We start from the raw sequence: 12,171 nt of genomic DNA on the forward strand, positions 1-12,171 counted from the left end.
TTGCGCCCGCAGCAGATCGTTACTGATAATCGATCTGGAAATTAACGGTAGATTCGAAGTCACCCGGGGTTACGGCTGCGGATGCGTTGTTGGCCTGCAGGTAAGCAACGAAATCAATGTCGGTTTCGCCATCGGTAATGTTGACCTGAGATGCGGCTTCGCCCCATTTCACATCCTGATTACCACTGTCAATCATACCGATGCCCGCGCCCTTTGCTGTACCCGAGGTAAATGCAGCCAGCGCATTGTTGTCGGTATCAATCGTTGCCGGGGTGTAGGTTACTGTGGCGGTTTTCGCAACAGTTGTATCGCAGCCCTGCAGAACGATTTTGGCATGCTTAACACCAGCACGTTGGTTGTCTTTTAACTGAGAAGTTGGGATCTCACCAAAATTAACCTGCACCGGGCTGGATTCTGGGGCCAGACCGCATGCGGAATTAACCAGAGAACCAGTGAAGTGAATTTTACCGTTAGTCGGTTCAACATTTTTTGCAGCGAAAGCAGAAGATGCAGTAAAAGTCATTCCCGCCATCAGCGCACAAGCCACAGCCACGTTTTTCATTTTCATATTACTACTTAACCTTATATCTGTTTTTTGGTTATTCCGACGATCTATTTCCACAGACAATTTATGCAAGGGAACCCCTGATCTGCAGGTGGCGGAAGTGCATTTCCTTGCAAACAATCCATCTCAAGCCACCCTGTATTTTGAACTTCATTGGTATTCCATCCGAAATACCGCCCACAGTTGTTTACGCTGTTTCGGGGCTTATATTAAGTCGACGAAAAAATGACACAATGCAAAAATCCGGTATTAATCAAACTCAGGGAATCGTGTTGTAACACTGTCTTTAGAGCGATCGTTTACCTAAAAAATAGCCAAAAAACACGCCAATACCAGTGTTAATGTCTATTATTTATAATTTTTATAGAGTTTTTATCTATCAACTATTTTTTTATTTAGCCAGAAGAACAGGCAAAATGTATTTATGAATGTTTTGTAAAAATGAAATTGGGCATCAAAAGCGAGTAATGACAATAAGATAGTGAAAGAGAGGAAGGAGATTGGAGGATTCTATTAGATATATTAAGAGATTGTTATATAAATATTAATAAAGCGTTCTATGGTGCAATCATTTTTTATAAATGAATTATGTTATGCTATTGCTTCCCCCACTCGAATGCGAGATATCCTGCTTTAAAGGAGACATCAGTGATTTCTCATATACCAATAAACAAAATTAAATCCGTAATTATTGGTGAAGGCTTAGTTTTCAGACCACATAAAAATACCCTAAAAGACCTGGCATCTGGTGAAATGGCCACATTGAATAATGTGGCAACACAATTACTGCTCTATCTGTTGCAAAATGGTAAAGAGATATCCTCGCGCGATGAAATTCTGCGGAATGTTTTCCAGCATAATGGCGCCAGAGCGACGGATGCTAATCTCAATCAGCACATTTCATTTCTGCGCAAAGCAATAACGTCTACGGGCCATCCTGCAGAACTGATCGTCACCATTCCGCGAATAGGATTTCGGATGAGCGACGCCAGTATCAATATTCAGCAACTGGAGGAATCGCAAGCGCCCACCAGAATAGTCAATGTTGCATTGACGCCCAGGAAAAAGAAACGAAACCTGTGGCCTGTCACGATGACAACGTTAATTACCGGCATCGCCGTGCTGGCGACAGCGTGGTTAACATGGATACCCAATGAAATCGCGATGACGGACGCGGCGATCCTGCGAACTATCGACTACGAGCAATGCCGTGTGCATATATTAGGAAACGCCCTCACCGACACCATAACCGAAAAAAAAGCGCTGGATATTTTCAAGTCCGTGGGTATTAACCCCAACTGTTCGTACCCAAAAGATCTGTATCTCAATACCTGGGCAAGCAACCATAATCTGGTTGAGTGGTCGTTTGCCGCTGAATGCGGGCTAAACCTCGGCTATTACCATTGCATCAGCCAGTATCGCCATCATGAGGAATGATATGAAGCAGGAAAGCGATCACTCTCCTTTACTATGGTCAGTCGTGATTGCCATTTTTGGGCTAGCGGCTATCGCTTTTTTTATTATCGCCGGGAATGCGAAAAAACAAGAAATCAGTTTTTCCTGCTCCTCGGAATTCACGTCGATACTCGACATCCAGAATACAAAAAAGGAACTCCACGGAATAATGCTGATAACCAGCTACAACTCCGGACACCTTTCATTGTCAGTCCAGGGGAAACTCAAAAGTGACGACGGCGAGTTCGCTGTTAACCGAAAACTGTTCTTTCGCTATGCCCGTCCACTCGGCCATACCGCAGGCGTTTTTATGCTCACTCCCGATGGTCGGGAAAAATCCCCCGATGATGACGCAACGGACGCTGTCGACTATCTCTTCTTCGACGCTTACGAACGTGCCGACAAGCTGTATATGCTAAAGCACCTGAATGAGGAAACGGTTCTTATTGGCGATAACTTCTCACCCCGCTTCGCCTGCGTGATGAATCACTTCGCGAGTTAATCGCCTTCTGGATATGCGTCGGGTTAAGGATGACCTGATGTGTTGCCCACCCGAAAGCTCGGGCGCGGTCGATAAAGTATGGTAATGAGATTATTATTTTTGGCGGGCTAAAACGACGAAAGCCTGAATCATTTCTGATTCAGGCTTTCTGAATAGTGGCGGAATGGACGGGACTCGAACCCGCGACCCCCTGCGTGACAGGCAGGTATTCTAACCAACTGAACTACCACTCCGCGTTGTGTTCCGCTTGGGAACGAAGCGAATATTACGGATTGCCTCGCGCCTCGTCAACGCTTTTTCTCACGTTTTTAATCGTTTGCTGCAAAAATCACCCGAATGGCCATTTTCATACGGTAAACGTACAAACTATGCCCGCCAGAGGCAACTTCCGCCTTTCTTCTGCACCAGGTCAAGGCGTGACTCATGGGCCGCTAACTCTTCATCAGTAGCGAAAACAACGCGTAGTTTGCTGGACTGTCGCACAATACGCTGGATCCCCGTGTCATTCTGCTGCTGGCTGTCGCCTTCTATTAAGAACGCCATCGTGGTCTGCCCGCCGGTCATCATCAGATAAACGTCGGCCAGAATCTGGGCATCGAGCAATGCGCCGTGCAGGGTTCGTTTACTGTTGTCTATCTCATAGCGCGAGCATAACGCATCAAGGCTGTTTCGCTTGCCAGGAAACATTTTCCTCGCCAGCGCCAGGCTATCGGTTATTTTGCAAAATTCATTCGTCTTCGGAATATCACGCTTGAGCTTCGCGAATTCGTAATCCATAAAGCCGATATCGAACGATGCGTTATGGATGACCAGCTCCGCGCCGCGAATGTAGTCGAGAAACTCGTCGGCTACATCGGCAAACGTAGGTTTATCGAGCAGGAATTCGTCTGCGATTCCGTGTACGCCGAACGCTTCCGGGTCCACCAGCCGATCCGGCTTCAGGTAAACGTGGAAGTTATTGCCGGTCAGGCGGCGGTTCACCACTTCAACCGCACCGATCTCAATGATCTTGTGGCCTTCATAGTGGGCGCCAATCTGGTTCATACCGGTGGTTTCGGTATCGAGGACGATCTGTCGTGTAATTCCAGTGCTCATAACGGTCATTTATGTCAGACTTATCGTTTGATTTCGATTTGCTAAAACAGGAAGTCTACCAGAGATGCTTAAACAGGTAGAAATTTTCACCGATGGTTCTTGCCTGGGAAATCCAGGGCCTGGTGGTTATGGGGCGATTTTACGCTATCGCGGGCGCGAAAAAACCTTTAGCGAGGGCTACAACCTCACCACTAATAATCGCATGGAGCTGATGGCGGCAATCGTTGCGCTGGAAGCCCTGAAAGAACAGTGTGAAGTAATACTCAGCACGGACAGCCAGTATGTGCGCCAGGGCATTACGCAGTGGATCCACTACTGGAAGAAGCGCGGCTGGAAAACAGCAGATAAAAAACCGGTGAAGAACGTCGATCTGTGGAAACGTCTCGATGCCGCGCTGGGGCCGCATCAAATCAAATGGGAATGGGTTAAAGGCCATGCGGGCCATCCGGAAAACGAACGCTGCGATGAGCTTGCGCGCACCGCGGCCATGAGCCCGACTCAGGATGATATTGGGTATCAGACTGAGGCTTAAGCGTCCGGTTTACGGTATTGCCGGGTCGCGCCAACGGCATGACGGATAGGCGTTTTGCTTTTATTTTGTTTCATCGGGTTGAGCGTAAGCGGAATGGTTCGCTTGCGCGCAACCACCAACTGTAAACAGCCCAGCGCGGGAATATGGGCGCTTAACATTTTCCCGCCCTTCTTGTTCCAGGGCAGAACATGAAAACGACTATAGTGCAGCACTTCAAAATTCAGTAATGATAGCCAGTCCAGTTGACGCATGAGGGTAAACATCCGACTGTTATAGGGCGATGTCTTGCGCAATACGGGCACCAGTTTACGCAATCCCATCAAGCTTACCGGGTTAAAGCCGCTCAGAATCAACCAGCCGTCATCAATCAACACGCGATCGGCTTCACGCAGTAGGCGATGCGGATCAGAGCACCACGGCAACGTATGGGCCAATAAACAGACATCCACGGACTTATCGGCAAAGGGAAGATGCAAAGGATCGGCCGTCACCTGCATGGGAGATCCCTGCAAAGAAACATTTACCTGATGAGAAACCGCGCACGCTTCAGAATCGATTTCTGCGCTTAAATTACCAACCTTAAGCAGATGAAAACCGTACATTTTTGCAAACCACGGGTTAAGCTGATGCTCCAGCGCCTCACGATAGTGTTCGCCCCAGGGCAAATCATCCCAGCTAACGGGCACTACGACAGTTTGAGGGATCCTTGCCGGTTTCATCACAACCTTCCGTTACGCATTGAGAGGTAATATATGAATCTTAACAGTATTCCTGCATTTCAGGACAATTACATCTGGGTCCTGTCAAATAATGACCAGCATTGTCTGATTGTGGACCCGGGTGAAGCGGCTCCTGTTTTGAAAGCCATTGCAGAGCATAACTGGGTGCCGGAAGCCATTCTGCTAACCCACCATCATCAGGATCACGTGGGCGGTGTGAAAGAACTCCTGCAACATTTCCCACAAATAGTGGTATACGGACCGGCTGAAACGCAAGATAAGGGAACGACACACGTAGTCGAAGATGGCGATATTGCACTCGTTTTGGGGCATGAATTTAGGGTAATTGCTACTCCTGGTCACACTTTAGGACATATCTGTTACTTTAGCCATCCTTACTTATTTTGTGGTGACACGCTCTTTTCTGGCGGTTGCGGTCGACTTTTCGAAGGTACAGCAACTCAAATGTATCAATCACTTAATAAAATAAACGAACTTCCTGACGATACATTAATTTGTTGCGCACATGAGTACACATTAGCAAACATGAAGTTTGCCTTAAGCATTCTCCCGCACGATTCGTTCATAAATGAATATTATCGTAAAGTTAATGAGTTACGCGTAAAAAAACAAATGACACTACCCGTAATTCTGAAAAATGAGCGGCGAAATAATCTTTTTTTGAGAACGGAAGATATTGATTTAATTAATGAAATCAACAAAGAAACAATATTGCAACAACCTGAAGAGCGTTTTGCCTGGTTAAGGTCAAAGAAAGATACGTTCTGACAATTCCGGGTTGCCTTTTGAAAACTTCGCCGTTATGATCGGTCGTCTTTTAAGCAACTATTGACACACACATGAAGGCAAAAGCGATATTACTCGCCTCTGTCCTGCTTGTTGGGTGCCAGAATACTGGTAACGTCCAACAACACGCACAGAGCCTTTCTGCAGCTGGTCAAGGGGAAGCAGGAAAGTTTACAAGTCAGGCGCGATGGATGGACGACGGAACATCTATCGCTGCTGATCAAGATTTGTGGGCTTTCATTGGTGACGAGCTAAAGATGGGAATTCCGGAAAACAGCCGGATTCGCGAACAGAAACAGAAGTATTTACGCAATAAGAGCTATCTCCACGATGTAACTTTACGGGCAGAGCCGTATATGTACTGGATAGCCGGGCAGGTTAAGAAACGTAACATGCCTATGGAACTGGTACTACTACCCATAGTGGAGAGCGCTTTTGATCCTCACGCAACGTCTGGCGCCAATGCCGCAGGTATTTGGCAGATCATTCCGAGCACGGGGCGCAATTATGGTTTAAAACAGACCCGCAGTTATGATGCACGTCGCGACGTTGTGGCTTCCACCACCGCCGCGCTGGACATGATGCAGCGTCTGAACAAGATGTTTGATGGCGACTGGCTGCTGACCGTTGCTGCTTATAATAGCGGTGAAGGTCGTGTCATGAAGGCAATCAAAACGAACAAAGCTCGTGGTAAACCCACTGACTTCTGGTCGTTGCCATTGCCTCAGGAAACGAAGCTATACGTGCCTAAAATGCTGGCATTGAGCGATATACTCAAAAACAGCAAACGCTATGGCGTACGTCTGCCAACAACAGACGAAAGCCGCGCGTTGGCACGTGTTCGCCTGAGTAGCCCGGTTGAGATGGCTCAGGTTGCTGATATGGCGGGTATTTCCGTCAGCAAGCTGAAGACCTTCAATGCAGGCGTGAAAGGCTCCACATTGGGTGCCAGCGGCCCGCAATATGTGATGGTGCCAAAGAAGCATGCAGAGAAGCTGCGTGAGTCTCTGGCTTCAGGCGAAATTGCAGCCGTGCAGTCAACGCTGGTCGCGGATAACACGCCGCTGAACAGTCGTAGCTACAAAGTTCGCTCTGGCGATACGCTTTCTGGCGTCGCGTCACGCCTTGGCGTGAGCACCAATGACCTTAAGCAGTGGAATAACCTGCGCGGGTCATCCCTGAAAGTGGGTCAAAACCTGACGGTGGGTGCGGGTACCAGCGCACAGCGTCTGGCGAACAACAGCGATAGCATCACCTATCGTGTGCGTAAAGGCGACTCGCTGTCGAGCATTGCCAAACGTCACGGGGTTAACATCAAAGATGTCATGCGCTGGAACAGCGATACGGACAATCTACAGCCAGGCGATCAGCTCACGTTGTTTGTGAAAAACAACGGTATGCCGGACTCCTGATAGCATTGTAGAAATGAAGGCACTGGATTCCCCCCAGTGCCTTTTTTATTTATCCCGCTTTATGTGCCTCAACCATTATCGTGTCGCTGGTAAACGAGCCATCTTCCTGTAACGCAAAGTAGGCTTTCACATCTGCAGAAGCACTTTGTTGGTATGCACGAATCGCGTCGCTCAACGCCGCGGGCGTGCGCATCCTCGCGACCCACGAACTGAACTCCAGTGGCAGGCGATCGGTTAACAAAGTATCGGCAATCAAATTGGCATCGTTGATCAACGACAGCCACTCTCCACTGGAATAGTTACGAACGTGCGAGGTATCGCGTAACGCCTCCACGGTTTGCAACCAGATATCACGTACTGGGTGGCCTGGCGACATCACATCCATCACAATTAATACACCACCGGGCTTCAGAACGCGGTTCACTTCCCGCAGCGCGCGTCCGACATCATGCCAGTGATGCGCAGAATAGCGGCTAATCACCACGTCAAATTCGCTATCTTCAAATGGCAGACTTTCGGCATAACCCTGGCGTGTGGCGACATTCTCCAGGCCTCTGTCATTTGCCGCCTCAGCGACCACCTCAAGCATCTGCGACGATAAATCATAAGCCACAACCTGCTTTACGTGTTGCGCGGCTACAAAGCTGGCATGCCCCGCTCCACATCCCATATCCAACACACGGGCCTGCGGAAATGCCGACAACCTTTCCCCCAGACGCAGCAAGTCACGGCCAGAGGCGTGCACCGCACTGGTTAAATAGGCATTAGCCTGAGAGCCAAACTGTTTTTCGACGTTGTCATGGTGAGAGCGTGTTGTCATTGTGTTGTCCTTCGGTTGTTGTGAAATAGGAAGGGCAACCATCACAGGCCTGCCCTACGGCAGACCTGACACACCGTTATTGTTCAGGTTTGCCGGGACTGAATTCAACGAGTAGCGGGTTGTGATCGGATGCACGGGTGACCAGCACAGAGGCTTCACTCACGTTCAGACCACGATAGAACACAAAATCGAGAGGGCGACCAAACGCGCGCCGGCGCTGATCGTCAGTAAAACGTACCTGGCGCAGCGACATTTCTCGCGCAAAGCGGTACAGCGCATTCATCCGTCGACGGCTCCAGGCATTGAAATCGCCGGCCATAATAACCGGACCGCTGTGATGAGCAATCTGATCGCCAATGGGAAGTAACTGCTTACTATAAACATCGACGCCGAGGCTAAAGTTAACCGCGTGGATATTCACCACCATTAATAATCGAGAGTCAGGCAGCGGATACACCGTTACCAGAGCCGATTTCGCCAGCCGTAAAATAGGCTCACGCTCGCGCAATGGACAACAGTAAACAGGATGAGCAGCAGAGAGCGTCATGACGCCAGAGGGATGCTGAGGCAGCACAAAGGCAGGAACCTGATCGGCAGCAAGGTAGTTAGCGGTCGCAAACTGCACCAGTTCAGGCGTGGTTTGCGCTTCCTGTAATAATACCAGATGCGCATCTTTGCCAAAATTCTTCAGCACCGACTGCCATTCTGCGCGCTGCTGTTTAAAAATATTCCATACCAGCACGCGAATGCGGTCTTCACTGCTTAACGGAACGCCTGCGGGTAATGCCTGGCCAATATGCGCAAACGACCCCGGCGGTAAAATCCGCTCGGCGGGTTGTCCGGCAACATAACGCATGGCATAGGTGTTTTTTCGCACTTTAGACTTTCAAACCTCTGTAACGTCAACCAGTCCGCAGCCGGACTGGTTCTTCTGTTATAGGGATTTTAGCACTCACTTTCAACGAACAATTGCAGTTTGTTTTGTAAGTGGGCGCTTACATCAATGATTTACCCCAGAGCAACACGCACGGGTTTATCAAGACGACCGCTGACACCCATCAGCAGGAAAGCTACCAGAACAATGAGGGCGCCAATCCACGGCGTCTGTGCTAAACCATAATGCTCGACCGTTTGCCCGCCAATCACTGACCCCAGCGCAATCCCAATGTTAAACGCCGCAATGTTTAACCCTGACGCCACATCTACAGCATTTGGCGTAAATTGCTCAGCTTTCTGTACCACGTAGACCTGCAATCCCGGTACGTTACCAAAGGCAAAGATCCCCATCACCAGAATAGTAGCCAGCGCGGCGTACTGCGTGGAGGCCGTCAGTTGGAAGACCATCAGCAGAACAAACAGCGCGGCGAAAATGAATTTCAGCGCAGGAACCGCACCATGTTTATCCGCCAGCTTACCGCCCCAGATATTACCGATAGCCACTGAAACACCGTAACCCAATAAGATCCAGCTTACTGCTGCCGGGGAGAACCCCGCCAGATCCTGCATCATCGGTGCAAGGAAGGTGAATGCCGTGAATACACCGCCGTAGCCCAGTGCCGTAACGGCGTAAATCAGCAACAGACGGGGATGAGTCAGCACCTTCACCTGGTCGCGAATGCTGGCGGCAGCACGACCGGGAATGTTGGCAGGGATCAGTAACTGGCTACTGATCAGTGCAATCACGCCTAACATTGATACCGCGAGGAAAGTCTCACGCCAGCCAAAGTGCTGACCGATAAATGTTCCCAGCGGCACGCCGGTGACCAGCGCCACCGTTAAGCCACCAAACATAATGGCAATGGCGGAAGCCGCTTTCTCTTTTGGCACCAGACTTGTCGCGATGGTAGAACCAATCGAGAAGAATACGCCATGTGCCAGCCCAGTCAGCAGACGAGCAACAATGAGTGTCATATACCCGGGTGCCTGCCATGCCAGCAAATTCCCCGCCGTAAACAGAACCATCAGCGCAACCAGTAACTGTTTACGTGGCAGGCGTCCGGTCAGAGCGGTCAGTACCGGTGCGCCAATTGCCACACCCAGCGCATAGATTGAAACCAGCATCCCGGCGGAAGGTAACGAGATCGCCAGCTGTTGAGCGATGGTCGGCACCAGACCAACAATCACAAACTCGGTAGTGCCTATAGCGAAGGCACTTATTGTTAGTGCAAATAAAGCGAGAGGCATAATAACTCCGTAACATCAGTAATCAGATGACACGCAGTATGCCTGGATGTTTTAATGACAAAAATATTCAAAATATCAATATAATTTTGCGTCAGGTGCAAAAATGAAAGCAACCTCCGAAGAACTTGCAATTTTTGTGGCGGTAGTGGAAAGCGGCAGCTTTAGCCGGGCGGCAGAACAGCTTGGACAAGCCAATTCTGCGGTCAGCCGGGCAGTAAAAAAGCTGGAGATGAAACTGGGCGTCAGTTTGCTTAATCGCACGACCCGACAGCTAAGCCTGACCGAAGAAGGAGAGCGCTACTTCAGGCGGGTGCAGCAGATACTGCAAGAGATGGCTGCAGCAGAAACTGAAATCATGGAGTCGCGTAATACTCCGCGCGGCCTGCTGCGCATCGACGCAGCAACACCGGTGATGTTGCATTTCCTGATGCCGCTAATCAAGCCGTTCCGGGAGCGGTATCCTGAGATGACGTTGTCTCTCGTCTCCTCAGAAACGTTCATCAATCTTATTGAACGAAAAGTGGATGTTGCTATACGAGCGGGTACACTGACTGACTCGAGTCTACGTGCGCGTCCGTTATTTACCAGCTATCGTAAGATTATTGCCTCACCGGACTACATTGCCCGTTTTGGCAAGCCAGAGAGCGTCGAGGAGTTAAACCAGCATCTGTGTCTGGGGTTTTCCGAACCAGTTTCACTCAATACCTGGCCGATTGCCTGTAGCGACGGACAGCTGCATGAGGTCGAGTGCGGAATTTCTTCCAACAGTGGAGAAACGCTAAAACAGCTTTGCCTGAATGGCAACGGCATCGCATGTCTTTCAGATTATATGATAGATAAAGAGATCGCGCGGGGTGAACTGGTGGAGTTATTGGCAGATAAACGTCTGCCGGTAGAGATGCCTTTTAGCGCAGTTTATTACAGCGATCGTGCCGTCAGTACGCGCATCCGGGCATTTATCGACTTTTTAAGTGAATATATAAGAACAGCTCCCGAAGGAGCTGTGAAAGAGGGTTAATGGGTACAGAGGGTCAGGCAATTAATCCCAATCAGGGGCCAGGCCTTCCGGGCTGACCAGACGATCGTTGCAGTCCAGTGCCGCGATCGCTTTTTTATCTTCGGCATCCAGATGCAGTTCCAGCGCCAGCAGGTTGCTTGCCAGGTTTTCACGTTTGGTAGAAGAAGGAATTACGGAGTAACCTTCCCCCATTGCCCATGCCAGAATAACCTGCGCCGGGGTCGCGTTATGTTTAGCGGCAATGTGCGCAATCACTTCATCTTTCAGCGCTTTACCATAAGCCAGCGTCATGTAAGAGGTGATGTGGATACCGTGTGCTTTCGCCCAGTCAACCACCTTACGGCTCTGCAGATACGGAGACAGCTCAATCTGATTGGTGGCAATGTTCTCTGCACCTACTGCGGCAATGGCTTTTTCCATCAGCGGAATGGTGAAGTTTGAGATACCAATTTCGCGAGTCAGCCCCTGCTGTTTTGCTTCGAGCAGCGCCTGCATGAATTCCTCAACAGATACCGCATCACCTGGAGATGGCCAGTGGATCAGCGTCAGATCGACATAATCTGTACGCAGCTTCTTCAGGCTCTCTTTCAGACTTGGGATCAGTTTTTCTTTGCTGAGATTTTCAATCCAAATCTTGGTGGTGATATACAGCTCGTTACGCGGTACGCCGCTTTCGGCAATCGCCTGACCAACAGCCGCTTCATTATCATAGATTTGCGCAGTGTCGACAGCACGGTAGCCTAGCTCAAGCGCCGTTTTAACAGAAGCGATAACCACGTCGTCTTTCAGGCGGAAAGTACCTAAACCGAATGCAGGGATCGTCATAGAATTCCTCTTTTTAATCACTATGTTCGTTAACTGAGAGGATTATGAGCTTAAGCTCTTTATAGAAAAAGAGTGAAAAATGCAGAGGATTTTTGCGGATTCAGCAATAATTAAATTGCAGACAAAGAAAAAGCCCTGAGCGTTAGCTCAGGGCTCTTAATAAGTGGCGGAACGGACGGGACTCGAACCCGCGACCCCCTGCGTGACAGGCAGGTATTCTAACCAACTGAACTACCG

General features: G+C 49.5%; 13 protein-coding genes and 1 tRNA gene. 6 read left to right on the forward strand and 8 right to left on the reverse strand.

The features are described 5' to 3' along the window. Window positions 1-19: 19 nt before the first annotated feature. Window positions 20-568: a fimbrial protein gene (locus OGY68_RS05795; protein ID WP_003830808.1), complete on the reverse strand. Its 549-nt coding sequence runs from the start codon at window positions 566-568 to the stop codon at window positions 20-22. A 645-nt stretch (window positions 569-1,213) separates the two neighbouring features. Between OGY68_RS05795 and OGY68_RS05800 the strand changes: the two genes are divergently transcribed. Both OGY68_RS05800 and OGY68_RS05805 read left to right on the forward strand, forming a co-directional pair. Beyond that, window positions 1,214-2,002 (forward strand): winged helix-turn-helix domain-containing protein, encoded by a 789-nt coding sequence (locus OGY68_RS05800; protein WP_057068756.1) that lies wholly within the window; start codon window positions 1,214-1,216, stop codon window positions 2,000-2,002. A gap of 1 nt (window position 2,003) precedes the next feature. Beyond that, complete coding sequence (locus tag OGY68_RS05805) at window positions 2,004-2,522, forward strand: FidL-like protein (RefSeq protein ID WP_003830806.1); 519 nt, start codon at window positions 2,004-2,006, stop codon at window positions 2,520-2,522. A gap of 156 nt (window positions 2,523-2,678) precedes the next feature. On the opposite strand, the gene OGY68_RS05810 is transcribed toward OGY68_RS05805, so the two are convergent. Beyond that, window positions 2,679-2,755 (reverse strand) — tRNA-Asp (locus tag OGY68_RS05810). 133 nt (window positions 2,756-2,888) lie between these two features. Continuing rightward, complete coding sequence (gene dnaQ, locus OGY68_RS05815; protein ID WP_286616885.1) at window positions 2,889-3,617, reverse strand: DNA polymerase III subunit epsilon; 729 nt, start codon at window positions 3,615-3,617, stop codon at window positions 2,889-2,891. Between the two features lie 64 nt (window positions 3,618-3,681). On the opposite strand from dnaQ, the gene rnhA reads away from it, so the two are divergent. Then, on the forward strand, window positions 3,682-4,149 hold the full coding sequence (gene rnhA, locus OGY68_RS05820) for a ribonuclease HI (protein ID WP_057068755.1): 468 nt from the start codon (window positions 3,682-3,684) through the stop codon (window positions 4,147-4,149). Here rnhA and OGY68_RS05825 read toward each other — a convergent pair. Next, a complete protein-coding gene (locus OGY68_RS05825; RefSeq protein WP_286616887.1) occupies window positions 4,146-4,868 on the reverse strand; it encodes a class I SAM-dependent methyltransferase in 723 nt (240 codons plus the stop codon). The genes rnhA and OGY68_RS05825 overlap by 4 nt on opposite strands. 33 nt (window positions 4,869-4,901) lie before the next feature. On the opposite strand from OGY68_RS05825, the gene gloB reads away from it, so the two are divergent. Both gloB and mltD read left to right on the forward strand, forming a co-directional pair. Further along, a complete protein-coding gene (gloB, locus tag OGY68_RS05830; RefSeq protein WP_057068753.1) occupies window positions 4,902-5,657 on the forward strand; it encodes a hydroxyacylglutathione hydrolase in 756 nt (251 codons plus the stop codon). Between the two features lie 71 nt (window positions 5,658-5,728). Further along, window positions 5,729-7,087 carry a murein transglycosylase D gene (gene mltD, locus OGY68_RS05835; protein WP_032942416.1) on the forward strand — a complete coding sequence of 453 codons (1,359 nt, stop codon included), beginning with the start codon at window positions 5,729-5,731 and terminating at the stop codon, window positions 7,085-7,087. Between the two features lie 49 nt (window positions 7,088-7,136). Here the strand turns inward: mltD and OGY68_RS05840 are convergent, their stop codons facing one another. The 3 genes from OGY68_RS05840 to OGY68_RS05850 form a co-directional block, all read right to left on the reverse strand. Continuing rightward, a complete protein-coding gene (locus OGY68_RS05840) occupies window positions 7,137-7,907 on the reverse strand; it encodes a class I SAM-dependent methyltransferase (protein WP_032942414.1) in 771 nt (256 codons plus the stop codon). Window positions 7,908-7,983: 76 nt separating this feature from the next. Next, complete coding sequence (locus OGY68_RS05845) at window positions 7,984-8,784, reverse strand: endonuclease/exonuclease/phosphatase family protein (RefSeq protein ID WP_008783770.1); 801 nt, start codon at window positions 8,782-8,784, stop codon at window positions 7,984-7,986. 131 nt (window positions 8,785-8,915) lie between these two features. Next, window positions 8,916-10,091: an MFS transporter gene (locus tag OGY68_RS05850; protein WP_003830796.1), complete on the reverse strand. Its 1,176-nt coding sequence runs from the start codon at window positions 10,089-10,091 to the stop codon at window positions 8,916-8,918. Between the two features lie 103 nt (window positions 10,092-10,194). Between OGY68_RS05850 and yafC the strand changes: the two genes are divergently transcribed. Continuing rightward, on the forward strand, window positions 10,195-11,109 hold the full coding sequence (gene yafC / locus OGY68_RS05855; RefSeq protein WP_008783768.1) for a DNA-binding transcriptional regulator YafC: 915 nt from the start codon (window positions 10,195-10,197) through the stop codon (window positions 11,107-11,109). A 21-nt stretch (window positions 11,110-11,130) separates the two neighbouring features. Here the strand turns inward: yafC and dkgB are convergent, their stop codons facing one another. Continuing rightward, a complete protein-coding gene (gene dkgB / locus OGY68_RS05860) occupies window positions 11,131-11,934 on the reverse strand; it encodes a 2,5-didehydrogluconate reductase DkgB (RefSeq protein WP_003830794.1) in 804 nt (267 codons plus the stop codon). Window positions 11,935-12,171 lie beyond the last annotated feature (237 nt).

Source organism: Citrobacter sp. Cpo065, from assembly GCF_030332805.1.
In the GTDB taxonomy this organism is placed as follows: Bacteria; Pseudomonadota; Gammaproteobacteria; order Enterobacterales; family Enterobacteriaceae; genus Citrobacter; species Citrobacter portucalensis.